The sequence below is a fragment of the Streptomyces sp. NPDC012474 genome (genome assembly GCF_042955185.1).
Classification (GTDB): Bacteria; Actinomycetota; Actinomycetes; order Streptomycetales; family Streptomycetaceae; genus Streptomyces; species Streptomyces cahuitamycinicus.
In genome coordinates this window covers 195,571-219,379 of sequence record NZ_JBIBEP010000008.1, presented here as the reverse complement: position 1 = coordinate 219,379, position 23,809 = coordinate 195,571, and the positions used below count along the sequence as shown (strand labels likewise).

The following is a 23,809-nucleotide window of genomic DNA, read 5'->3' as shown; positions in this document are numbered from 1 at the left end:
GCGGCGGACGTCTCGGGCTCAGGGTGTCCAGGTGTAGAAGGACTCGGCCATCGAGTCCTTGGGTTCACGCCAGGTCGGGGAGTACGGCGTCATGAACTCCTGGAGCCGGATGTTGATGTCGTCGTAGAGCGGGTGGCTGCGGGCCCGGTAGAGGTTGTCGTTGATGGGCTGCTCCGCCTCCACCAGATGGAAGTAGAGGCCCTGGAAGCGGAAGAGAGTGCGGCGTTGGACGCCGATCATGTGGGGCAGCTCGGTCGCGTCGGACTCGGCGAAGAGCGCGGCCACCTTCTCGGCGTCGTCGTGGTCCATCCGCGCGACGATGAGCGTGCGATGCGCCATGGGACTCCAATCGGGTTGTCGCCCGCGAGCGGTGGGGCCGCCCGGGCTTCCGGCGGGTCCGTCAGCGGTTCGGACCTGCCGCTTTTGATGCTGGACGGGATTGCTTGAGGCCTCGTCCAGCGCAACTCGACGTCAGATTTCAGCCGTTCTGCGGAGCGTCTCGCTCCGCGTCCCGCGAGACGCTCCGCGGAACAGGAGCAGCGCGGTGACCGTGGCCGCGGCCGCGAAGGCCGCCAGATACGTCCACAGCGGCAACACGCCCACGAGGTGCGAGAGCTGGCCGCCCACCCCGGCGCCCAGCGCGGCCCCCAGGTAGAAGAGGCCCATCATGCGGCTGCCGTGCCCCTCCGGCGCGCTCTCCGCCGTGGTGCTCAGCCCGACCGGCCCGAAGACCAGTTCGCCGCACGTCATGCACAGGAAGGCCCCCAGCAGCCAGAGCGCGGACACCAGGACGCCGCTGTCGTCCGCGAACCAGGCACCGGTCGAGAGCACGGCGAAGCCGCCGGCCGCGCACAGCAGCCCGGCGGCGAACTTCCGTACCGTGTCCGCCCCGGCCGCGAGCCGCAGCCACAGCCAGGCGAAGAACGGGGCGAGCAGCAGCAGGAACAGCGGATGCGCGGACTGGAACCAGCTCGCCGGGACCGTGAACCCGGCGATGTCCCGGTCGGTGTGTTCGCGCGCGAACAGGCTGAAAACCGAGCCGAGCTGGCCGTACATCGCCCAGAACAGCACTGACGGCACGAAGATCCTGCGGTAGCCGCGGATGCGTGCGCGCGCGGCCTCGTCCAGCTCCGCCCCGCGCAGCAGCCGCCGGAAGTACCAGACGGGCGCCACCAGCGAGGCCAGCCCGCACAGCGCGAGCACCGGCCGCAGTGGCAGCCCGCCGGCCAGTACGGCCCCGGTGACCAGCAGGGCGACCACGGCCAGCGCGGCCCAGGCGCCGCGCACCAGCCGGCGTAGCGCGGCGGGCGGCAGCGGGTGGGCGGGGCCGGTCCGGGTGCCGCGCAACGTCGGGGCGCCGTGCAGGTACTGCAGGACACCGAAGACCATGCCGACGCCGGCGGCGCCGAAGCCCAGGTGCCAGTTGACGCATTCGCCCAGGGCACCCGTGACGAGCGGGCCGATGAGCGCGCTGACCTGGACGCTCATGTAGAAGACGGAGAACGCCGCCTGCCGCTGGGCGCTGCCCGCCCCCGGGTTCATCTGGTCGAACATCACGGGCAGGTTGGGCTTCAGCAGGCCCGTACCGCAGGCGATCAGCAGCAGGCCCAGATAGAAGGTGGTGTGGGTGGGTACGGCCATGCAGGCGTGCCCGGCCGCGATGACGAGGGCCCCGGTCAGCATCGCCCGGTGTGTGCCGAGGACCCGGTCGCCGAGCCAGCCGCCGGGCATGGCGGCGAGGAACGACGCGGAGATGTAGAGCCCGAAGAGCGCGCCGGCGGTGCCGTCCGCGAGCCCGAGCCCGCCCTCGGCCGTCGGTGCAGTGGCGTAGAGGAAGAGCAGTGCCTGCATGCCGTAGAAGCTGAAGCGCTCCCACATGTCGGTCATGAACAGGGTGCTGAACCAGCGCTCGCGGAACAGGGCGCGCACCGGGCGGGTGGCGGGGTCCGGAGGCGGGGCGGGGACCTCGGTGTTCTGTGAGGTGGTCATGTCGGCGCTCTCACAGGGCGATTCCGCCGTCGATCTGCACCACTTGGCCGGTGATGTAGTCGGCGGCGTCGGAGAGCAGGAACGCGACGAGTTCGGCGACGGACTCGGGGCTGCCGAAGCGACCCATGGCCACCTTGCCCAGGGCGGCCTCGCGGGCCTTGGCCGCCATGCCGTCGAGCATGTCGGTCTCGATGAAACCGGGCGCCACGGCATTGACCCGCACCCCGTAGGGGGCGACCTCCTTGGCGAGGGCGCGGGTGAGGCCGTTCAGCCCCGCCTTGGCCGTGGCGTAGTTGGCCTGGCCGGGGTTGCCGTACACGCCGATCACGGAGGAGACGTTCACGACCGCGCCGGCCCTGCGGGTGATCAGGCCGCGCAGCACCGTGCGGCACATGTGGAAGGCACCGTCCAGGCTGGTGCCGACCACCGAGTGCCAGTCCCCCTCCGACATCAGTGCCATGGGGCGGTCCTTCAGGACGCCGGCGCAGTTGACGACGGCGTACGGCGGCAGGCCGAGCTTCTCCTCGGTCTCGTCGACGAACGCGCGGACCGCCGCCGCGTCCGTGACGTCGCAGACGACGTGGTGGACAGCCGCGCCGGCCTCGGCGACGAGCCGCGTGGTCTCCAGCGCCGCCTCGCCGGCGGAACGGGAGCAGAATCCGATGTCGTAGCCCGCCTCGGCGAGCCGCACCGCGATCGCGCGTCCGATGCCCCGCGACCCGCCGGTCACCAACGCGCAACGTCTCTCGGTCATGACGTGACCCTCCTGTACGTGACGTGCCGGCCGGGCCGCTGCCCGGGCCGCCGAAAGCGTCGGCCAACAGGCTCAAGGCAGACTCGAAGGGCACCCGGCACGCTGCGCACATGGTGGAGAACCTCTTCGAACAGAACCTGCTCTGGGCCGTATTGGCGGCGGTCTTCTGGGGCTTCGCGTCCCGTGGCGCCCGCCGCCTGGCAACCCGGACCACGACCCGCTCGCTCGGCCGCCGGGCCCGCCTGGGCCTGGTCCTGCTGACCGTGTCCTTGCTGGTGCTGGCGCTACGGGTCGCGCTGGCCGTCGCCCTCGAGGGTACGGCGGGCCGGCCGGCGGCCGCCGACTTCGTCCTGTTCGCGGCCGTCCCCCTCACGGTGGCGGGCACGGCGGTCGCGGTCCTCACGCTCCCGGCGTACTGGCGCCTGGCTCACGCCCCGGCAGCGGGGGCGCCCCGGCCCCGTACGCCGGTGACGGCGACAGAAGCGACCGCCACGGCCACGACCTCCCTGCCCTCGGAGACCGCGCCGACTCCGCACGCGTCCGGACACCCGGGCACGACCGAGCCCCACGGGCTGCCGACAGCGCCGGCCGCGCTCGCCGAAGGCCGCGCCCCGGGCCGACTCGCCACGACGCCGGGCCCGTCCGGACACTCCGTCACGACCGCGCCGTACCCGCTGCCGGAGGCGTCGACCGGACGCGGGAACGGCAGTCCGGGCGCGGATCCGGGCGACCCGGACGTCCCCTCAGAGCTACGGCTCACCGCCGCCTCCGCGCCGCCGGAGGCGTTCGCCGGAGGCGGGAGCGACAGGTCGGGGACGGACCCGAATGAGCCGGAGGTCCCCCCGGGGCTCCGGCTCGCCGCTGCCTCCTGGCAGGTCGTCGTGCCCGTGCGGGTCTGTTTCCTGGCCTCACTGGTCGCGGCCGGGCTCACCCTGCATCCGCCGGCCCCTCCGTATGGCGGGCTCTTCGTCCTCGAAATGGTTCTGCTGACCCTCGCCGCCTCGGGGCTGGGGCTGTGGCAGCAGCGGTGGCGGGCCGTCGTCGGGTCGCCCGGCTGGCAGCGGCCGTCGCGGGCGCGGCGACTGGTGCGCTCGACGGCCACGGTGACCGCCTTGGCCGTGCTCGTCACGGGCGGCTGGACCCTCGCCGCCGAGCGGAGCCGGCTGCCGGAGCGCATGGGCCAGAACCACCACGAGCACGCGTACGACACCGGTGGCGGTGCGGCGGCCGGACAGGCGCCGACACGTGATCTCGCCGGCCTCACCGGCCCTCGGACCGGCACCCCCGACCGGCGCTTCACCCTCACCGCGACCGCCCGCACGATGCGGCTCGCGTCGGGCGAGAAGGTCGCCGCCCTCGCCTTCAACGGACAGCTTCCCGGACCCGAACTGCACATGCTGCAGGGCGAGTTGGTGGAGGTTGTCCTCGTCAACCGGAACGTCCGCGACGGAGTCACCCTGCACTGGCACGGCGTCGACGTCCCGGCCGCCGAGGACGGCGTGGCCGGGGTGACGCAGGATGCCGTACTCCCCGGCGAGCGGCACGTATACAGGTTCCGGCCGCCCCGTGCGGGCACCTTCTGGTACCACACGCACCAGCAGCCCAGCGCGGCCGTGGCACGCGGCCTGTTCGGCGCCCTGATCGTGGAGGAGCCCGGCGTGCGGCCGGCGGGCGTGGACCGTACTGTCGTCGCCCACGCCTGGAGCGTCGAGGGCGCGACGGGATCCTCCACCGGCGGGCGCCCCGGCGGTGGAGGCGCGCTCAGCAGCCGGAACGGCATCGGTGGCCTCCTGCGCACCGCCTTCGGCGACGACACCAGGACGCGGCGCGAGAAGGTCCCGGCCGACACCCCGGTCCGGCTGCGTCTGGTGAACGCGGACAGCTGCCCCCGTACCTACTCACTCGCCGGTACGCCCTTCCGGGTCGCCGCGATCGACGGCAACGACGTGTCGGGGCCCACCGAACTGAGCGGCACCCGGCTGCGTGTCGCGGGCGGCGGCCGCTACGATGTGACGTTCCGCCAGCCCGACGGCCCCGTCCACCTGACCGTGGTCGGCGACGCCAACGCCACCAGCGCCAGCCACGGAACCGAGGGGTGCGGCGAGGACGGCGCCTACGGAGCGGGTCAGGTGGAGACGGCGTCCCTGCTGCTCGACCCCACCGGCACCGCCGAGCCGATGCCCACCGCCACGGGACCGCTCTTCGCCCCCCTGCACTACGGCTCCCGTACGACCACGACCGGCGCGGCCACGCCCTTCGGCCCCGGCACCCGCTACGACCGCGACTTCCACTTGGTTCTCGGCAACAGCCTGGGCTTCTTCGACGGGCGGCCCATGGTGCTGTGGACCGTCAACAACGCCGTGTACCCGGACATCCCCGCCCTGCTCGTCCGGGAGGGCGACCGGGTCCGCGTCTCGTTCGTCAACCGCAGCCTCGACGACCACCCCATGCACCTGCACGGTCACCGCATGCTCGTCCTGTCCAGGAACGGGCAGCGGGCGACCGGCAGCCCCTGGTGGACAGACACTCTGAACATCGCGCCCGGCGAGCGGTTCGAGGTCGCCTTCCGCGCCGACAACCCCGGCCTGTGGATGGACCACTGCCACAACCTGGACCACGCCCGCGACGGCATGGTCCTGCATCTGGCCTACGACGGCGTCGCCACCCCCTACGAGGCGGGCAGCGCCACCGGCAACCTGCCCGAGTGATCCGCCCCCGCCTGCCCGAGCAGCAGCTCGCGCGCCGCGCGGACCGTACGCCGGTCCTCCTCGGGTCCCAGGGCCCGGGGAGGCAGCGTGGCGACGACCGCGCTGCGGCCCGAGCGCACGGCCGGGTGCCCCCGGGCAATGACCGCCAGGCTCTGGGCCGGCCCGGCCTCGACGAGGAGCCGGTCCCCGTCGTCCAGCACCCGCTCCAGCGTCGGCCAGAACAGCACGGGAGCGGTCGGCTGCCCGGCCCAGAACGCGGCCCCGGTCGCCTCCGGCGCGCTCAGCGGTCGTGTGGTGTAGGCCGAGTACAGGGGCGTACTGGGCAAAGAGAGCGGAAGCTCCCGGACGAGCGCCTCGGTCTCGGCGACCAGCGGCGTCAGCACCGGGCTGTGGTACGGGGTGCGGGTGGCGAGCCGCCGGTAGGTCAGGCCGTCCGCCGTCAGCCTGCGCGCCACGGCGTCCAGCGGGGCCTCCGGGCCCGAGAGCACCGTGTGCCGGGGCGCGTTCACCGCGCCCACCACGACCCCGGACCCCAGGTATCCGGTGAGTTCCTCGCGCGCGGCGGCGACCGCAAGCATCCCGCCCGCAGGTGTGGTCCGCTGCCGTCGGACGCGTTCCCACAGCAGCCGGACCGCGTCGTCGAGCCGGAAGACCCCGGCGAGCACGGCGCCGGCGAACTCGCCCATGCTGTGCCCGAGATACGCCGCCGGGCGCACCCCCCAGCTCTCGACCAGCCGCCCCATCGCGTAGTCCACGGCGAACAGCAGCGGGGCGGAGCGGATGTCGGCCTCCATCGGCACGGCGGGCCGCTCGGCCAGCCAGTCGGCCCTGGCGGCCTCGCCCTCCGCGCCGAGCCGGGTCAGGACGGAGTCGACCGCGTCGGTGAAAACGGCTTCGTGGCCGTAGAGCCCGGCCGCCATCTGCGTGTGCTGCGCTCCTGTTCCCGGGAACATCAGAACGACGGAGCAACGGTGAAGAGGTGTCATGGCACCAGACTGGACCACGCGGATCAAGCCGCTCTCCACCGGCTCTCGCGCAAGCCGTCGAGTCCGCCTTGAGCGGCCGGGCGCACGCTGCACCACATGAGCGTTGTCGACGAAACGACCTCGGTGTCGGTGACCGGCCAGGACAGGGCGGGCACCGCCACGCCTGTCCCGGCAGGCACCGCCGCCCCCGGTAGCGGTCATCTGCGCGACCGCGTCACGGAACTCGCCGAGCTGAACAAGGCCTTACGGCGCGGCCCGAGCGAGCGCGCGACCGAGGTCCAGCACGCCAAGGGGAAACTGACCGCCCGCGAACGCCTGGAACTCCTCTTCGACGCGGACACGTTCGCCGAGATCGAGGAGCTGCGCCGGCACCGCGCCACCGGCTTCGGACTGGAGGACCGGCGCCCCCACACCGACGGCGTCGTCACGGGCTGGGGCCGGGTGGACGGCCGTACGGTGTTCGCGTACGCCCATGATTTCCGGATCTTCGGTGGCGCCCTCGGCGAGGCGCACGCGCAGAAGATCCACAAGCTGATGGACCTGGCCGAGAGCGCGGGCGCGCCCATAGTGGGCCTGTGCGACGGCGCGGGCGCGCGGATCCAGGAGGGCGTCACGGCCCTCGCCGGCTACGGCGGCATCTTCACCCGGAACGTGCGCAGTTCGGGGGTCATCCCGCAGATCAGTGTGATCCTGGGGCCGTGCGCGGGCGGCGCCGCCTACTCCCCGGCCCTGACCGACTTCGTCTTCATGGTGCGCGGCACCGGACAGATGTTCATCACCGGGCCCGACGTGGTGCAGGCGGTCACCGGCGAGGCCGTCACGCACGAGGTCCTGGGCGGCGCCGACACTCATGCGACGCTCTCCGGCGTGGCACACTTCGCCTACGACGACGAGAAGTCATGCCTCGACGATGTACGGCACCTGCTGTCCTTCCTGCCGTCCAATAACCGTGAACTCCCCCCGGCGCAGCCCACGTCCGACCCGCCCGACCGCCGCGGCGACGCGCTGCTGGACCTGGTCCCGGCGGATCCCGGGCGGGCGTACGACATGCGGGACGTGATCGCCGAGATCACCGACGACGGTGACTTCTTCGAGGTCCAGGAGGACTGGGCGACCAACGTCGTGTGCGCGCTGGCGCGGCTGGACGGCCAGGTGGTGGGCATCGTCGCCAACCAGCCCGCCTCGTTCGCCGGAGTGCTCGACATCCGCGCCTCCGAGAAGGCCGCGCGGTTCGTGCAGACCTGCGACGCCTTCAACATCCCGCTCATCACCCTCGTCGACGTGCCCGGCTTCCTGCCCGGCGTCGACCAGGAACACGGCGGCATCATCCGGCACGGCGCCAAGCTCCTGTACGCCTACTGCAACGCCACCGTGCCACGCGTCCAACTGATCCTGCGCAAGGCGTACGGCGGCGCGTACATCGTGATGGACTCCCGGTCCATCGGGACCGACGTCTCCCTCGCCTGGCCGAGCAACGAGATCGCCGTGATGGGCGCCGAGGGGGCCGCGAACATCGTCTTCCGGCGTGAGATCGCCGCCGCCGCCGATCCGGAGGCGACCCGCGCCCGCCTGACCAAGGAGTACCGCACCGAGCTGATGCACCCGTACTACGCGGCCGAGCGCGGCCTCGTGGACAGCGTGATCGACCCAGCCGAGACCCGGTCCCGGCTGATCGGAGCACTGGCGATGCTCCGCGCCAAACACGCACCACTACCGGCCCGCAAGCACGGGAACCAGCCCCAGTGAGCGGCCCCACCGTACGCGTCGTCCGCGGGGCCCCAGCGCCGGAGGAACTGGCCGCCCTGATCACGGCCCTACACGCCCTGACCGCATACACCTGCGCCGCCCGGCCCTCACTCCCACCGGCGGCCCCCTGGCCCCGCCCGTCCACCCCGCTCACAACCCCGGCCCCTGCCTGGTCGAGCCGCCACCGACCGGCCTGGCAGGGCACCTAGAAACTAGCGCCGTTCACGGGAAGTCGCTTCGAGCACCTCGCTGGAGGGGGTGATCGCCAGGCAGTCGCGAACAGAGTGACTGCCGATGACCTGATCGCAGTGCAGACCTTGTCGGTCAGGATCACTTCCGCCCACGTCCCTGCCCCGCAGGTGGGCCCCAAGGTGTAGCGGAAACGGCACAGCGGCTTGCCCGCACGCCGGAGGGGGCCCCGAGACGCTGATCACCATGACATCGGATACGCGCCCGCGATCAAGGACACGGGTTCCACCCGCCGTCGAGGGGGTTCCACCCCCTCGACGGCGCCCGCTTCCCGCGGGGCCACGAGCACACCGACGACCTGGTGGTGCCTCTCGTGGGTACAGGCGCACGTACCGACGAGAAGGACGATCAGCCGCAGGCCGTCCGGGTCAGCGCAGCGAGAACGTCGACAATCTCTGGCCCTCGCTCAGCACGAGGTACACGTCCTGGCGCCCCTTCGCGGCGGCGGACAGAGAGGCGTTCACCGTCTCGTACGTGTACACCGACCCCGTTCCGGACGCCTTCGCCGTGCCGATGAGCGTACCGGTCGGCGAGCCGAGCCGTATCTCGACCTTCCCGGCTGCTCCGGCCACCCGCGCGCTGAACTTCGCCGCGCCGGAGCCCAGTTGGGCATCGGCGAACTTGAGCCAGGCCCCGTCGGCCGAAGCGCCCACCGCGGTTCCGCGGACCTTGGACTCGTCGACCAGCCGCACACCCTCGTAGTCGTCGAAGTTCTCGGCCCGGGTCGGCCGTGAGAGATCCCGGGCCGGTATCGTCTCGCCGCGCACCTTCAGGGACGTACGGGAGCGGATGTCCTCGGAGGACGCGCCCACGAGGACGTCGTACGTGCCGCTCTCGACCACCCACTTGGAACGGGTGACGTCCCAGTGTGCGAGGTCCTTCGTCGTGAGCCTCAGCTTGACGGTTTTCGTCTGGCCCGGTTTGAGCGAGACCCGCTGGAACGCCTCCAGCTGTTTCAGCGGCTGTTTGTCGCGTGAGACGCGCTGGTGGGTGTAGAGCTGCACGACCTCGTCCCCGGCACGCTTGCCGGTATTCGTGACGGCGACCTCGTACCCATCGTCGAAGCGCTTCAACTTCCCGTAGCGGAAGGAGGAGTACGAGAGTCCGTAGCCGAACTCGTAGAGCGGGTCACCCTTGAAGTACTGGTACGTGCGGTCGTGCTTGATGTTGTCGTACTCCAGGATGGAGGGGAGGTCGGCCTCCGACTCGTACCAGGTCTGGGTGAGCCGTCCGGCCGGGTTCACGTCGCCGAAGAGGACGTCGGCGAGGGCGTTGCCGGTCTCCTGGCCAGCGTGGGTGGTCCACAGGAGGGCGGGGACCTCCTTCTGGAGGGCGCCGAGGGTGGTCGGGTAGCTGTTCTCGACGACCACGACCGTCTTCGGGTTGGCCGCTCGCACCGCCTTGACCAGGGCTTCCTGGGACGGGGCCACGCCCATGTCCTCACGGTCGTCGTTCTCGCGGCCGTTGATCGCGGGCATGGAGCCGACCACCACGACCGCCGCGTCCTTGTTCTTCACCGCCGCCACGGCCTCCTCGACGCCGCTGCGGACGATGTCCTTGGTGTAGCGCGCGGCCTCGGCCTTGGTGACCAGGCCGAGGGTGCCGTCGTCGCCAGCCGGGCCGAGGTAGACCGGGTTGGACCACCAGGGCTCCCGGGTCTCGTAGCCCGCGTACCGCAGCAGGTGCGTGCCGTCGGCCTGCGCCTCCAGCGCGAACTGCTGCTGCACGAACCAACCGTTCGGCTGGGCCTGGTCGTTGACGAAGTTCGACCAGTTGTAGCCGACGTACTTGCCGTTCGCGGCCGACCGCAGGGTCACGATGCCGGAGCCCCAGTCGAACACGTCGAACCGGGCCTCGGCCCCACTGGACGCGCTCTCCTTCAGCACTTCGCCGTCGGCGTCCGTCCCCGCCGTCACGTACGTCCCGCTCTCCGCGTTCTTCAGCGTGATCCGGTCCACGCCTTCGCTACTCGCGACCGACGTGCCGAGTTTCGCGGCGATGCCCTCCTTGGGCGTCACGGCGTACGGCAGGGTGCCCGAGTACCAGTCGGTGTAGAGGGTGTCGGCGAGCGGGCCCACGACCGCCATGTCCTGGGACGCGGAGGACTTCAGGGGCAGGGTGGCGCCCGAGTTCTTCAGCAGTACCGCCGCATCGGCCGCCGCCTTCCGCGCGAGCTTCTGATGGGCCGGGCTGTTGATGACGGACTTGTCGATGGAGCCGTATTTTCCGCCGCCCGGGTCGAATTCACCGAGCCGGACGCGGATGCTCAGGATGTGCCCGGCCGCCGTGTCGACGTCCGACTCCTTCAGCAGGCCTGTGGACACTGCCGACTTGATTGCCGTCGTGGTCCGCACGGAGTTCGTGTCGTCCGTTGTGAAGCTGTCGATACCCGCCTTCAGCGTGGCCGCGTTGCCCTCGGTCAGGGTGCCGTAGTACTTCTGACTGCCGGTGCCGGTCAGGTTGTTGGGCGCGTGGGCGTCGGTGACGTTCAGAAGGTCGTGGGAGGTCCAGGTGCGTACGTCGTCGAGCGCCGGATCGACTGTCGCCGGGCGGCCGTTGACGAGGTTGTACGACGACATCACGCCGGTCACCGCGTCCGCCTCGATCGCCGGTCTGAAGGCCGGCTCCTCGTACTCCTTCAGCACGCGTGGGCGCAGGTCGGACGAGGTGGTGGTGCGGTCCACCTCGTTGTTGTTGCCGAGGAAGTGCTTCAGCGTGGGCGCCGTCTCGAGGTGGTCGGGGTCGCCGCCGGTGAGGCCGGTGCCGTACGCGATCGCCATCGAACTCGTCAGGTACGGGTCCTCGGAGTAACCCTCCTCGTTGCGGCCCCAGCGCGGGTCACGCAGCGGGTTGACCACCGGGGCCCACAGGTTGAGGCCCCAGCCGGCCGGGCGCTCCTGCTGGAAGCCGCGCGCTTCGTCGCCCACCGCCGCACCGACCTTTTTCATCAACGCCGGGTCCCAGGTCGACGCGAGGCCCACGGCCTGCGGGAACACGGTGGTCTCGCCGAGCCAGGCGACGCCGTGCAGGGCCTCTGTGCCGGTCTTGAACGACTGGATGCCGAGGCGGGGGATCGCGGGCTGGTACTGGTGGAGCAGGGAGATCTTCTCGTCGAGGGTGAGGCGGGCGAGGAGGTCGTCGACACGGCGGTCGACGGACAGCTTCGGGTTGCGGAAGGCGTACGAGGAGTCGTCCGCCGCGGCCGTCCCCGTGGCCGTGACGCAGAGTCCGGCGATCAGGGTCAGGCCCAGGGCCAGGGCGGGGACGCCCCGTCCCACGGTGGTTCTGCGTCTTCTCTTGCCTTTCATGGCACGGCTCCTTCAACTAGGGCCTTGCTTCGGGGCTTGGACAAGATTGCTTCCGTGGGGGGAGTGGGGCGGGGGGTGGTTCAAGGGCGGGGCATGGTGCTGGCCCGCACGGTCAGCCGCGGTGACAGCAAAGTCACCTCCGGTGCGGTACCGCCGCCGAGTTTCTTCATCAGCAGGTCCACCGCCCCGGCGCCCACCTCGGCGGCCGGTATGGCGATCGATGTGACGGGGACGCGGGCGCGCTCGGCCAGTTCGTCCGGGCAGATCGCCGTGACCGACAGATCCCCCGGGACCTGTAGGCCGAGCCCCTCGAACGCGTCGATCAGCGGCTCCAGGATCGGCTCGTTGTGCACGACGACACCAGTCAACGCGGGCCGCTCCCGCAGGAGTTGCTCGGCGACCTGACGGGCCGCCGCGAGCGTCGACTCGCAGGGGTGGACCGAGGAGGACAGCCCGTTCCGGTCGGCCGCGGCGGTGAAGCCCTGGACCAGGCGCTGGGCGAACCCCGTCTCCCGTACGTACACCTCGGGCGGCGAGCCCACGAGCCCGATCACCCGGTGCCCGAGCCCGGCCAGATGCTCGACGCACAGCTCACCCGCCGCCCTGAAGTCCAGGTCGATGCAGGTCAGCCCATCGGGCGACTGAGGGAATCCGATCAGTACCGAGGGTCGGTCCAGGGCGCGGAGCAACTGCAGCCGAGGATCGTGGAGTTGGAGGTCCATCACGATCAGCGCGTCGACCAGTGCCGTGTCCGCGACGCGCCGCAGCCCCGCTTCACCCTCCTCCTGCGTCAGCAGCAGCACGTCGTGGTCGTACTGACGGGCGGAGGTCACCACCGACACCGCGAACTGCATCACCACCGGCACATGGATGCCGGCCCGTAGGGGAATCACCAGCGCCAGCACGTTCGACCTGCTGCTCGCCAGCGCCCGGGCCCCGGCGTGCGGACTGTAGCCGAGCTGGCGGATGGACGCCTCGATGCGCCGCCGGGTCTCCTCGGAAATCGGGCGCTTGCCGCTCAGGGCGTACGAGACGGTGCTGGGGGAGACCCCGGCGTGCCGCGCCACATCGGTGATCTTGACCATCAGCCGCGCTCCACCGTCAGGAATCCCGTGCCGGCCTTCGCCCGCACCTCACGCCCGCCCGAGGCCAGCCCCCAGGGCACCGAGGGGTCGCTGCAGGAAGCCCGCAGCGTGTGCCCTTCGCGGACCACGGTGAAGGTCACGTCTCCCACGGGCACCGTCACCTGGGCGCCACGCCCGAGCTCGTACGCGCGCAGGGTGACGCCGTCGGCGTACGCGTAGTCGGGCCGGTCCTCCACAGCCCCCACCGGGATCACCGCACCTGGCCTGACCAGCAGCGGAACGCTCAGGAAGCCGTGCCGCTCGCGTACCCAGCGCGGGCCGGTCACCGGCTGCCCGCTGAGGAAGTGGGTCCAAGTGCCCTCGGGGACGTAGTACGAGACGTCTCCCTCGTCGGAGAACACCGGCGCGACCAGCAGGTCGGGGCCGAGCATGTACTGCCGTTCCAGATGCGCGCACCCGGGGTCGTCCGGGAACTCCAGGACCATCGCGCGCATCATCGGCACGCCCTCGGTGTGCGCGGCCCGGGCGGCCTCGTACAGGTACGGCATGAGGCGCAGCTTCAGGCGGGTGAAGAGGCGCAGGACGTCCACGGCCTCCTCGTCGAAGAGCCAAGGGACGCGGTAGGAGGAGCTGCCGTGCAGCCGGCTGTGCGAGGACAGCAGGCCGAAGGCGATCCACCGTTTGAAGAGGGCGGGCGTCGGTGTGCCCTCGAAGCCGCCGATGTCATGGCTCCAGAAGCCGAACCCGGACAGACCGAGGGAGAGCCCGCCGCGCAGCGACTCGGCCATCGACTCGTACGTCGCCTCGCAGTCGCCGCCCCAGTGCACGGGGAACTTCTGGCTGCCCGCCGTCGCCGAGCGGGCGAAGACGACGGCTTCGGACTCACCCCGGTGCTTGCTGAGCACGTCGAAGACCGTGCGGTTGTACAGGTACGAGTAGTAGTTGTGCATCCGCTCGGGGTCGCCGCCGTCCGCGTACGCGACATCGAGCGGGACCCGCTCCCCGAAGTCCGTCTTGAAGCAGTCGACGCCCTGCGCGAGCAGCGCCTCCAGCTTCGACGCGTACCACTGCCGGGCGGGCTCGCTCGTGAAGTCGAGCAGGGCCATCCCCGGCTGCCACAGGTCCCACTGCCAGACACCGCCGTCCGGCCTCTTCAGCAGATGCCCGAGGGCCTTGCCCTCCGCGAAGAGCGGCGAGCGCTGCGCGATGTACGGGTTGATCCATACGGAGATGCGCAGGCCGCGCTCCTTGAGGCGGGCCAGCATCCCCTCCGGGTCGGGGAAGACCCGCGGATCCCATGCGAAGTCGCACCAGTTGAACTCGCGCATCCAGAAGCAGTCGAAGTGGAAGACGGAGAGCGGGAGTTCACGCTCCTTCATGCCGTCGATGAAGGAGGTGACGGTGGTCTCGTCGTACGAGGTGGTGAAGGACGTCGACAGCCACAGCCCGAACGACCAGGCGGGTGGCAGCGCCGGGCGGCCGGTGAGGGCCGTGTACTTGCGGAGGATGTCCTTCGGGGTCGGACCGTAGATGACGTAGTATGTCAACTGCTGTGTCTCGGCGCTGAACTGAACCCGGGACACCGCCTCCGAGCCGACCTCGAACGACACCCGGCCCGGATGGTCGACGAAGACGCCGTAGCCCGCGTCCGTCAGGTAGAACGGCACGTTCTTGTACGCCTGTTCCGTGGCCGTGCCCCCGTCGGCGTTCCACATGTCGACGACCTGGCCGTTCTTGACCAGCGGTCCGAAGCGCTCGCCGAGCCCGAAGACCTGCGTGCCCACGCCGAGGTTCAACTGCTCGCGCAGATAGTGGCCGCCGGTGCCGGCGTCCCGCATGATGCCCATGCCCTTGGGGCCGCTGGAGGTGAGGGTGCGGCCGTTCGCGAGGAAGTCGACGTGCCAGGGCCCTGTGCGGCTCACTTTGATGGACAGGGCGCCCGCGGTGAGGGTCGCGGACTCCTCGTCGTACCCGGTGTGAGCCGTGAACTCCTCTTTGCTGAGCCCGAATTGGGGCCCGTGCGGCTCCTCGCCCTCGAAGTGTGTGAACGTGACGCCGATGACGTCCGGCATGGGCGCGTGCGCGCTGATCGTCACGACCGGTCCCTTCAGCAGGTCGCCGCGGTGGCGGATGGGCCGGGTCGGCGCATGGATCTCCAGGGTGCCGGACCCGTCGGTCACATCGAGGACCTCGACCGGGTGGGCCGCGGTCACGCCCTCGCGCAGCAGCCAGTAGCCATCCGTGAACTTCACGCCTGTACCCCTTACTTGACGGCGCCCACGGCGATCCCACGGGTGAGGGTCCGCTGGAAGACGAGGAAGAAGACGATGGCGGGCAGCACGCCCAGCAGCGCCGCGGCGTTCGTCATCGTGGCGTCCATCAGGCGCTGGCCCTGGAGCACGCCGAGCGCCACCGACACGGTCTGGTTGTCATTGGAGATCAGCATGACCAGGGGCAGCAGGAACTCGTTCCAGGTCCAGATGAAGAAGAAGACCAGCAGCACGCCGATGGTCGGGCGGCTGACGGGAACCACGATCCGCCACAGCACCTGCCACTTGTTCGCCCCGTCGATCTTGGCGGCCTCGATGATCTCGCGCGGGAACTGGCCGAGTACGGCGGACAGGAGATACGTACCGAACGCGGCCTGGATCACGGTGAAGACGATGATCACGCTCAACCGGGTGTCGTACAGGCCGGCTTCCTTGCTCAGGTAATAGACCGGGTAGACCAGCGCCTCCTGCGGCAGCATGTTCGCCAGGACGAAGAAGGCGAGCACCCAGGTGCGGCCCTTGACGCGGCCGACGCCGATCGCGTACGCGTTCAGAACGGACAGGACGACGGCCAGGAGGGCCACGCTGCCACTGATCAGTACGGAGTTCACGAGCTTCTGGCCGAAGTCGACGCGCTCCCAGAAGTCCTTCAGGCCGTCCAGGTAGACGCCCTCGGGGAGGCTGAGCGGGCCGTTCGCCGAGTACTCGGCGGGCGACTTCACCGCGTTGACCGTGACGATCAGAAAGGGCAGGACCATGAACAGGGCCCCGATGATCAGGGCGACGAGGACGGGATAGCGGCCGACGACGGAGCGGACGGGCGGGCGTGACTTGGTGCTCGCGGCTTGTACGGCTGTCATGTGCGGAGCCCTTCCTCGGCGTCCTCGGCGCGGGTCTGGAGCTTGAGGCCGATGAGCGCCAGCACGAGGATGACCACGGTCAGCACGGTCGAGATCGCAGCGCCGTAGCCGACCTGGGTCTTCTCGAAGAAGGTGGTGAAGGAGAAGTAGGAGGGGACGTTGGTCGCACCGCCGGGCCCGCCCTTCGTGAGGACGTACACCGCGCCGAAGACCTTGAGCGCGGCGATGGTGCACCAGAGGAGGACGACGTAGATCTCGGGCCGGATCTGGGGGAGGGTGACGTGCCAGAACCGCCGCCACCAGCCGGCGCCGTCCAGCTCGGCGGCCTCGTACAGCTGCGGGTCCACGCGTTGCAACCCCGCCATGAAGATGACCAGCGGGAAGCCGATCTGCACCCACACCATCACGCCCATCACGCTGTAGAGCGCGATGTCGGGGTCGCCGAGCCAGTCCTGCTGGAGGTCGCCGAGCCCGATGGCCTTCAGGAGTTCGTTCAGGGAGCCGTTCTCCGGCGCGAGGATCCAGCTCCAGACGATGCCCGCGACCGCGATCGGCAGGACCTGCGGGAGATAGAAGCAGGCGCGGAGCACGGCGACCGTCTTCGTCCCGAAGTGCTTGCCGACGAAGTCGAACAGGGCGGCCGCGAGAACCAGCCCCATCACCGTCGGTACCGCCGCCATCGCCACGACCATGAAGAGGCTGTGCCGGAAGGACGCCCAGAACTCCGAGTCGCCCATCAGCTCCCTGTAGTTGGCGAGCCCGGCCCACTTCGGAGTGCCGACGCCCTGCCACTCGGTGAAACTCACGCCCGTGTTCATCAGGAACGGCACGATGATGATCGCGAAGAAGGCGAGGATCCCCGGGAGCAGGAACAGGGTGTACGAGTCCCGGGGGCGGCGCGGGCCCTTCGCGTGCTGATGCTTCTCGGTGACCCGGCCGTCCCGTGCTCCCCGTTCGACGGTGGCTGTCACGTCTTCGGCGCGCCCTTTTGGTACGCCTCCTGGACCGCGTCCAGGTAGGCCTCCGGTTTCGCGCTCCCCGTGATCAGCTTCTGCGTCTCGGAGACGAGGACGTCGTAGAAACCGGGAACGGGCCAGTCCGGGTAGAAGGCCAGGCCGTCCCTCTCGGAGAGCGTGTTGAAGTTGGCGATGAGCGCCTTGGCCTGCGGGTCGGTGATGCCGGCGGGGTCGGCCGCCACGGGGACGCCGCCCTTGTTGCCGAGCAGGTTCTGGATCTTCTTCGACATGGTGATGTCGATGAAGTCGTACGCCAGCTCCTTGTTCTTGGCGCCCTTGGGGACGACCCAGAGGTTGCCGCCGGAGCCGGCGGTCATGTCCGAGTCCGGCCAGAGGAAGGTGCCCCAGTCGAACGTGTTCTCCGCGGCGAACCGGCCGTACCACCAGCTGCCGGAGAACAGGATCGGGCTCTTGCCCTGGATGAAGGAGACCCCGGCGTCCTCCGCCTTCGTACCGCTGGACTTCTTGCTGATGTATCCCTTCTTCACCCAGTCCGCGAAGGTCTCGGCGCCGTAGGTCCAGGCGGCGTCGTGGAAGTCGGTCTTGCCCTTGTAGAGCTGGTACGAGTCGACCCACGCGCGGTCGGCCTTCGACAGCGCGAGCTGGTAGAGGTACTGCCCGGCCATGTACTCGGCGCCCGCGTTGGCGAGCGGGGTGATGCCCTCGTCGACGAACTTGTCCATGGCGGCGGTGAGTTCGTCGAACGTGGTGGGTTCCTGGATCCCGTACTTCTTGAAGAGATCCTTGTTGTAGAACACCATCGTGTACTCGGCGTAGTTGGGGATTCCGTACCACTTTCCGGAACCCATCACGCCGTTGGTGTCGTACTGGCTGGTCGTCCGCACCCCGGAGCTGAGCTTCTTGTCCCAGCCCCGCTTGGCGGCCTCGGCGGACAGATCGGTCAGGAGCCCCTGCTTGGAGAGGAGCCCCGCCGTCGCGTTGCCCTTGTTGTACTCCATGAGGTCGGGTGCGTCGTCCGAGTTGAGGACCATCGGGGCGGTCTTCTGGATCTGTTCGAAGCCCTTCTCCTCGAACTCCACCTTGACCCCCGGATGGGTCTTCTCGAACTCCTTGATGGCCGCGTTCCAGGCCACGCCCATCGCGCTGTCCGGACCTTCGTAGTGCCACAGCTTCAGCGTCTTGCCGTCTGATCCGCCACTGTCCGAGTCGCCGCAGGAGGCCAGGAGCAGAGCCCCGCTCAGAACCGCCGCAGCGGTCGCCACCACACGTCTTCGTGCCGTCATCATTCAGTGCCTCCAGGGGAGTGGGATGGCTCACTGTCCCGGTGAGTCGTGCTCGTCACGCTCGTCGTGGGGGCGTCACGCAGGGATCATCGAATCGTTTCGATGCGAGACGTCGAAGCGCTTCGACGGAGAGGAAGGTATGTGGGGGCTGGGAGGGCGTCAATGGGTGCGTCGGAATTGGGACGGGGGTTCGGTGGGTCAGACGCGGTGTGGTGGTCGGGAGGATTGAAGCCGTCGCCGCTGCGTGGGGTCCTGGAGCCGGCTGTGTAGCGGCCGTCCGCGGCGGCGTTTGCCGGTGGCCCGGTCGCCCAGGCGCACCAGCAGGTGCCGGGGTTCGGCAGGGCGTGGAGCCAGCCGAGTGCGTGGGGGATGACGCCCGTCCCGGCCATCGTGCCGGGCAGGCGGAGGCAGCGGCGGCGGCCGGCGTTCACGAGCGCCCGGGGGGGCGGACACAGCCGGCTCGGCCCGCAGCATGCCGACGTCGACCGCACCACACAAATACAGAGCCCCCGTCGGGAAACCGACGAGGACTCATGGACGATCGAGGCTGATCTTCTTGGATTTTGGCTACTTGCGTTCGAAGGACCAGATTGTGCTGTTGTCGGTCGATCCGGTGTTCCATTTCACTTCGCCGGCCGAGGTTCCGTACATGAAGTGCCTGCCGGATTGTTCGTTGTTGAGCCGGAATCCTCCGGAGGCTGATTCGAGCCTCCAGAGCGAATCTGGGGTGACTTCGCCGGAGTTCCAGATGACGGCGTTGCTCGGTTCGGAGTCGGCGTAGAACCGCCCGGTTCTGGCGTTCCTGATCGTCCAAGCGCCGGAGGAGTGCTGCGTGACGACCCAGTCCTGGTCGTCGTACGAGCCGGCGGCGGCGAGGATGATCCACTGGCTGTTGCAGCAGGGTTACGTTCGAAGCGCTTCGATAATACGGTGTGCGCCCAAGCCGACCACGTGTCACAGAGGGGGAGTGCAGGTGCAGGCACCGCTGATACGCATCTTGGGGCCGATCGAGATCAGCGACGGCGCACACCCGGGGCCACTTCGCGGCATCAAGCCGTGCGCACTGCTCACCGCGCTGCTGCTCAGGCCCGGGAGCGTGGTGTCCCTGGAGAACCTGATGGACGCACTGTGGGCGGGCGAGCCGCCGCGCTCCGCCGTCGCGAACCTGCGCTCGTACGCCCATCTCCTGCGCCGACGGTTACCGGTGGCCACCCCGCTGATCAGTCACCAGGGCGGTTATGAACTCCGCATCGCGCCGGACGCCGTCGACCACCTGGTGTTCGAGCGCCTCGCCGACCGGGGCCGCAGCGCGGTCACCGACGACCCACCCCGGGCGATCGAGCTGCTCAACGCCGCGCTGGCGCTGTGGAGTTCGGACCACGCGGCGCCCGGAGTCGAGCGGTACGGCATGCTCGACGGCCCGCTGCGCACCCTGGACGCCGAGCGCATCCGCGCCACCGAGGATCTGGCCGATGCCTGGCTCGGCGTCGGCCAGCCGCACTCCGCACTGCGTACGGCGGGGCAGGTGCTCGCCGCGGAGCCGCTGCGCATCCGCAGCTGGCTGCTCGTCCTGAACGCCCATCACCACCTCGGCGAACCAGGACGTGTGACCGACGCGTTCGAGTCGGCGCGGACCGTCTTCCGCCGCGAACTCGGCACCGAACCCGATGCCTGTCTGGGCCGGCTGCACCGGCAGCTGCTCGCGGGGTGAGCGCCATGGCCGCCGCGCTCTCGACGGTCTGCCACATTCTGGTCGCCGTCGTCCTCGCCGCATCCGCCGTGGGCAAGGCACGGCCCGCCGGATTCCGTGCGTTCCTCACCACGCTCGCCGACATGGGCCTTGGCACTGCCGGCATGCGCCGCCCGCTCGCGTACGCGACCATCACGGCCGAAGGCGTGGCCGCGGGCCTGCTGCTGCTGCCCGGCACGCGGGCCGGTGTCATCGGGCTGTTCCTGGCCTCGCTGGTCCTTGCCGCGCTCACCATCGGCGTGGTGCGGGCGGTACGCGGCGGCGGTCCGCCCGTGACGTGCGCCTGCTTCGGCCGCACCGGGCGCCCTCTCGGCGTACTGCACCTGGTCAGGAACACCGGACTGCTGCTGGCCGCCGTCGGCGCCCTGGTCGTCACCGGCTCCGGTCCGGGGCGGGCGACCGGCGGCGATCTGGTCGTGTCCGTGGCCGCGGGTGCGGTGCTGGCCGTCGTCGTGATCGGCCTGGACGACATCGCCGATCTGTTCACCGCGCCCACCGCCTCCACCGCCCGCTCCACCGACCTCCCGTAGGAGTCCTTGTGTCCTTCGGTCTCTCCGTACTCGGCCTGCTCCTCGGCCTGTTCAATCTCCTTCTCCTGTACGGCGTCATCCGCCGGCTCAAGGAGATCGAGGCCCGCCCGGCCGACGCGGCGTCCGCCCCGGTCACCGGCATCACCGACGCCCACCGGATGACCGCCGACGCGATGGTGGACATACCGGACGGCACCCGGCCCGCGCTCGTCGCCTTCTTCGCACCGGGCTGCGAGCCCTGCGAGCAGTTGCTGCCGCTGGTCGTCACGAGGGCCATGGACGAGCCCGGCGGCAGCGAACGTGTCGTCGCCGTCCTCTCCGAGGGCACCGACGACGACAACGCACGCTTCACAAAGGCCCTGGAACCGGTGGCCCGGGTCATCGTCGGCGGCCCGAAGGACCCCTGGATCCAGTCGTGGATCACCACGTTCCGGGTGGACGGGCTGCCCCTGGTCTGCGGTCTCGACGACACCGGCGACGGCGTGGCGATCCGCTGGTCGGCGGTGAGCGCGCCGGAGCTCATCGCCAAGGCGGGGATCGTGGGCCGGCCGGTCGTATGACGCACCCGGCACAGCACCCCGTGTCCCGGTCCCGGGTCGCGGCCACCGCGCTGCGGCTCGCGCTCGGCGCGCACCGCCGCGCCCTCACGGCGACCCTGCTGCTCGCCATGGTCGAGGCCACCGGGCCGATCGCGGCGGCCTGGCTGACCAAGCAGCTGATCGACTCGCTCACCGGGCACGGGACGCGCGAGGTCACCGCGACCGCCGCGACCCTGGCCGCGATCGGCGTGCTGCTCGCGCTCCTGCCGTACGTCGACGATCTCTGCCAGGGCGTGCTCACCCGGGCCGTGGCGCTGACCGCGCAGGACCGGCTGTTCCGTGCGGTCAACGCCCACCCGGGCCTGGACCTGTACGAGGATCCGGTACGGCTCGACCGGCTCCGGCTCGCCCAGCAGTCCGGCCAGGACACCCCCGTACAGCTGGTGCAGTGCGCGCTGATCGTGCTGCGGTCGGGGTGGACGCTGGTGGGGTTCGCCGGGATGCTGGCCGCCATCAGCCCGGTCCTGGCGGGACTGGTGCTGCTCGGTGCCGTACCGAAGCTGGTCGCGGAGCTACGGCTGGCCCGGGCGACAGCCGTGGCGTTCGCGGGTGTCACGGCAGGCGAGCGCCGCGAGGCGTTCTTCTCGACGCTGCTCGGCGGTACGACGGCGGCCAAGGAGATACGGCTGTTCGGCATCGGGGATGTGCTGCGGGAGCGCATGCTCGTCGAGCGGCGGGCCGTCAACCGGATCCGGCACCGGCTCGACGTACGGCGTCTGAGCGTCAACTCGCTGCCCACACTGCTCGCTTCGGGTATCGCGGGCGGCGGACTGCTGTGGGCGGTGGGCCGGGTGTCGGCCGGGACGCTGACGGTCGGGGACCTCTCCGTGTTCCTCGCGGCGGTGGCCTCGGTACAGGGCGGACTCGGCTCGGCGGTCACGGCGGTGGCCAACGGCCATCAGCATCTGCTGGTGTTCGCCGAGTACGTGGCCGTGGCCGAGGGCGGCGCACGGCCCGGCACGGCGCGGCGGGTCGCGGGACCCCTGCGCGACCGGATCGTCCTCGATGACGTGTGGTTCCGTTACGCCCCGGATCTGCCGTGGGTGCTGCGGGGCGTGACGCTGACGGTGCGCGCCGGGGAGAGCGTGGGTCTCGTCGGCGTGAACGGGGCTGGCAAGAGCACGCTGGTCAAACTGCTCTGCCGGTTCTACGACCCCGAACGGGGGCGGATCCTGTGGGACGGCACGGATCTGCGGGAGTTCACGCCCGAGTCGCTGCGGGACCGGCTCAGTGTCGTCTTCCAGGACTTCGTCTCGTACGAGATGACGGCGGCGGAGAACATCGCGCTCGGCGATCCGGCGCTGGCCGTTCGCACTCCCGACGGCTCACCCGGCTCGGAGGTCGTCGAAGCCGCGCGCGAGGCGGGGGTGCACCAGGTCCTCGCGAGTCTTCCGGCCGGGTACGACACGATGCTGACCCGGGGGTTCTTCGGGGCGAACGACCGGGACAGCGGTGTCGTGCTCTCCGGCGGACAGTGGCAACGGGTCGCACTGGCCAGGGCGTTGCTGCGGGCGGACCGGGACCTGTTCGTGCTCGATGAACCGACGTCGGGGCTCGATCCGGATGCTCAGGCCGAAGTGGCCCATGTGATCCGGGGGTTGGGGCAGGGACGGGCCCGGCTGCTGATCTCGCACCGGCTGAGCGAGGTTCGTCCGGCGGACCGGATCGTGCTGCTTGACGGGGGTGCGGTGCGCGAGGAAGGGCCGCATGAGGAGCTGATGAGGCTGCCGTCGGGACGGTACGCCGAGCTGTTCCGGGGGCAGGCTGCGGGGTTCTGGGAGGACGCGTCGGGGCCGGAGCGGGAGGTGGCGGGGGTTCAGGAGGGCGGCGAGCCCGGCCGGGAGCAGGAGGTCGCGGGGTGAAGCGGGTCCTCGGCAGGTGGCTGATTCTCGTGACCGTACGAGGGCACAGCATGGAGCCCGGGCTGAGGGACGGGGCGGTGGTCCTGGCCCGTCGGCTCAGAAGTCGTACGGGCGGAGGCGGGCGGCTTCCGGGGCGAGGCGGACGGCTTCCGGGGCGGCGCCGGGGCTCGGCGGGCCGACGGCTGCGCGTGGGCCAGGTGGTCGTCCTGCCGGTGCAACTGCCGAGCGGCGCCCGTGTGGTGGGGCCTGTCGCGGACGGGGACGGGTTGTGGGTGAAACGGGTCGCGGCGTTGCCGGGCGACCCGGTTCCGGCCGGGGTTCCCGGGTGTCCCGGCCGGGTGCCGCCGGGACGGATGGCGGTGCTCGGCGACAACGCGGCGGTGAGCACGGACTCGCGGACCCTCGGTCTCGTACCCGTGGACGTGGTGGTCGCGGTGGTGCTCGGCACAAGCCCGCGGCCCCCCGCCGCAGGGCGCGACGGAGGGCCGGGCGCGACCGACGCCACGGGGAGGCGCCGGGGACAACGGGAACCGCGTCAGTAGCAGCAGGAGTAGAGCGTCCACGCGGTGCAGTTCGAGCCCGGCGACTGACAGGTGCGGCGCCAGTTCCCCTTGGCGGAGGGGTACTGGGGGCCGCAGCTCGTGTCGCGGCGGCACCAGTACTCCGTGGTGGTCGCCTCGGCCTCGGCGCGCGGTACCACCCGGCCGAGAAGCGAGTCTGCGAGTCGGTTCAGAGTGCGCATTACACAACCCCCAATGGAGGCCGTCGCCCGTCACGACGGCGTTCGTCCTTGACGCTACGAGGACGGCATACGCCTGCCATACATCGCCGATACGCAGGACCAGGTACGCCC

At 70.5% G+C, this 23,809-nt stretch carries 20 protein-coding genes and 1 pseudogene; 9 read left to right on the top strand and 12 right to left on the bottom strand.

Features of this window, described 5'->3' with window-relative positions; translation table 11 throughout:
- Nucleotides 1-18: 18 nt before the first annotated feature.
- The 3 genes from ACFY9S_RS19810 to fabG form a co-directional block, all read right to left on the bottom strand.
- The gene (locus ACFY9S_RS19810; RefSeq protein WP_391130090.1) at nt 19-339 is read right to left on the bottom strand and encodes a TcmI family type II polyketide cyclase; all 321 of its coding nucleotides are present in this window, start codon (nt 337-339) and stop codon (nt 19-21) included.
- A gap of 132 nt (nt 340-471) precedes the next feature.
- Nucleotides 472-1,989: an oligopeptide:H+ symporter gene (locus tag ACFY9S_RS19805; protein WP_391130087.1), complete on the bottom strand. Its 1,518-nt coding sequence runs from the start codon at nt 1,987-1,989 to the stop codon at nt 472-474.
- A gap of 10 nt (nt 1,990-1,999) precedes the next feature.
- The gene (gene fabG, locus ACFY9S_RS19800; protein WP_391130084.1) at nt 2,000-2,743 is read right to left on the bottom strand and encodes a 3-oxoacyl-ACP reductase FabG; all 744 of its coding nucleotides are present in this window, start codon (nt 2,741-2,743) and stop codon (nt 2,000-2,002) included.
- 110 nt (nt 2,744-2,853) lie between these two features.
- Here fabG and ACFY9S_RS19795 point away from each other — a divergent pair, with 110 nt between their 5' ends.
- The gene (locus ACFY9S_RS19795; protein ID WP_391130081.1) at nt 2,854-5,451 is read left to right on the top strand and encodes a multicopper oxidase domain-containing protein; all 2,598 of its coding nucleotides are present in this window, start codon (nt 2,854-2,856) and stop codon (nt 5,449-5,451) included.
- Here the strand turns inward: ACFY9S_RS19795 and ACFY9S_RS19790 are convergent.
- Nucleotides 5,412-6,437 carry an acyltransferase domain-containing protein gene (locus tag ACFY9S_RS19790; RefSeq protein ID WP_391130078.1) on the bottom strand — a complete coding sequence of 342 codons (1,026 nt, stop codon included), beginning with the start codon at nt 6,435-6,437 and terminating at the stop codon, nt 5,412-5,414. The genes ACFY9S_RS19795 and ACFY9S_RS19790 overlap by 40 nt on opposite strands.
- Before the next feature lie 96 nt (nt 6,438-6,533).
- Here ACFY9S_RS19790 and ACFY9S_RS19785 point away from each other — a divergent pair, with 96 nt between their 5' ends.
- From ACFY9S_RS19785 to ACFY9S_RS19775, 3 genes and pseudogenes are all read left to right on the top strand, one after another.
- Nucleotides 6,534-8,183 carry a carboxyl transferase domain-containing protein gene (locus ACFY9S_RS19785; RefSeq protein ID WP_391130075.1) on the top strand — a complete coding sequence of 550 codons (1,650 nt, stop codon included), beginning with the start codon at nt 6,534-6,536 and terminating at the stop codon, nt 8,181-8,183.
- Nucleotides 8,180-8,392 carry an acyl-CoA carboxylase epsilon subunit gene (locus ACFY9S_RS19780; RefSeq protein WP_391130073.1) on the top strand — a complete coding sequence of 71 codons (213 nt, stop codon included), beginning with the start codon at nt 8,180-8,182 and terminating at the stop codon, nt 8,390-8,392. The genes ACFY9S_RS19785 and ACFY9S_RS19780 overlap by 4 nt, the downstream gene beginning before the upstream one ends.
- 18 nt (nt 8,393-8,410) lie before the next feature.
- A pseudogene (locus ACFY9S_RS19775) lies at nt 8,411-8,560 on the top strand (DUF6308 family protein); the annotation flags it as partial.
- Between the two features lie 240 nt (nt 8,561-8,800).
- Here ACFY9S_RS19775 and ACFY9S_RS19770 read toward each other — a convergent pair.
- From ACFY9S_RS19770 to ACFY9S_RS19740, 7 genes are all read right to left on the bottom strand, one after another.
- The gene (locus tag ACFY9S_RS19770) at nt 8,801-11,740 is read right to left on the bottom strand and encodes a glycoside hydrolase family 3 C-terminal domain-containing protein (RefSeq protein ID WP_391130070.1); all 2,940 of its coding nucleotides are present in this window, start codon (nt 11,738-11,740) and stop codon (nt 8,801-8,803) included.
- A gap of 80 nt (nt 11,741-11,820) precedes the next feature.
- Entirely contained in the window at nt 11,821-12,825 is a 1,005-nt protein-coding gene (locus tag ACFY9S_RS19765; protein WP_391130067.1) for a substrate-binding domain-containing protein, read from the bottom strand.
- Nucleotides 12,825-15,077, bottom strand: coding sequence for an alpha-xylosidase (gene yicI / locus ACFY9S_RS19760; protein WP_391130064.1), 2,253 nt, complete (start codon nt 15,075-15,077; stop codon nt 12,825-12,827). Before yicI ends, ACFY9S_RS19765 begins: the two co-directional genes overlap by 1 nt.
- An 11-nt stretch (nt 15,078-15,088) precedes the next feature.
- Nucleotides 15,089-15,955, bottom strand: coding sequence for an ABC transporter permease subunit (locus ACFY9S_RS19755; RefSeq protein ID WP_391130061.1), 867 nt, complete (start codon nt 15,953-15,955; stop codon nt 15,089-15,091).
- Nucleotides 15,952-16,926: an ABC transporter permease subunit gene (locus ACFY9S_RS19750; protein WP_391130058.1), complete on the bottom strand. Its 975-nt coding sequence runs from the start codon at nt 16,924-16,926 to the stop codon at nt 15,952-15,954. Before ACFY9S_RS19750 ends, ACFY9S_RS19755 begins: the two co-directional genes overlap by 4 nt.
- Nucleotides 16,923-18,218 carry an extracellular solute-binding protein gene (locus ACFY9S_RS19745; protein ID WP_391130055.1) on the bottom strand — a complete coding sequence of 432 codons (1,296 nt, stop codon included), beginning with the start codon at nt 18,216-18,218 and terminating at the stop codon, nt 16,923-16,925. Before ACFY9S_RS19745 ends, ACFY9S_RS19750 begins: the two co-directional genes overlap by 4 nt.
- A 564-nt stretch (nt 18,219-18,782) precedes the next feature.
- Complete coding sequence (locus ACFY9S_RS19740) at nt 18,783-19,094, bottom strand: RICIN domain-containing protein (RefSeq protein WP_391130418.1); 312 nt, start codon at nt 19,092-19,094, stop codon at nt 18,783-18,785.
- A gap of 94 nt (nt 19,095-19,188) precedes the next feature.
- On the opposite strand from ACFY9S_RS19740, the gene ACFY9S_RS19735 reads away from it, so the two are divergent.
- From ACFY9S_RS19735 to ACFY9S_RS19715, 5 genes are read left to right on the top strand one after another with little or no spacing between them, the layout of a single operon-like run.
- Nucleotides 19,189-19,926 (top strand): BTAD domain-containing putative transcriptional regulator, encoded by a 738-nt coding sequence (locus tag ACFY9S_RS19735; protein ID WP_391130052.1) that lies wholly within the window; start codon nt 19,189-19,191, stop codon nt 19,924-19,926.
- Between the two features lie 5 nt (nt 19,927-19,931).
- Nucleotides 19,932-20,495, top strand: coding sequence for a MauE/DoxX family redox-associated membrane protein (locus ACFY9S_RS19730; protein ID WP_391130049.1), 564 nt, complete (start codon nt 19,932-19,934; stop codon nt 20,493-20,495).
- A gap of 8 nt (nt 20,496-20,503) precedes the next feature.
- Nucleotides 20,504-21,055: a hypothetical protein gene (locus tag ACFY9S_RS19725; RefSeq protein WP_391130046.1), complete on the top strand. Its 552-nt coding sequence runs from the start codon at nt 20,504-20,506 to the stop codon at nt 21,053-21,055.
- Nucleotides 21,052-22,956: an ATP-binding cassette domain-containing protein gene (locus tag ACFY9S_RS19720; RefSeq protein ID WP_391130043.1), complete on the top strand. Its 1,905-nt coding sequence runs from the start codon at nt 21,052-21,054 to the stop codon at nt 22,954-22,956. Before ACFY9S_RS19725 ends, ACFY9S_RS19720 begins: the two co-directional genes overlap by 4 nt.
- Complete coding sequence (locus ACFY9S_RS19715) at nt 22,953-23,498, top strand: S26 family signal peptidase (protein ID WP_391130039.1); 546 nt, start codon at nt 22,953-22,955, stop codon at nt 23,496-23,498. The genes ACFY9S_RS19720 and ACFY9S_RS19715 overlap by 4 nt, the downstream gene beginning before the upstream one ends.
- Here ACFY9S_RS19715 and ACFY9S_RS19710 read toward each other — a convergent pair.
- Entirely contained in the window at nt 23,492-23,698 is a 207-nt protein-coding gene (locus ACFY9S_RS19710; protein WP_102909453.1) for a hypothetical protein, read from the bottom strand. The two genes, ACFY9S_RS19715 and ACFY9S_RS19710, sit on opposite strands and share 7 nt — an antisense overlap.
- Between the last annotated feature and the right edge of the window lie 111 nt (nt 23,699-23,809).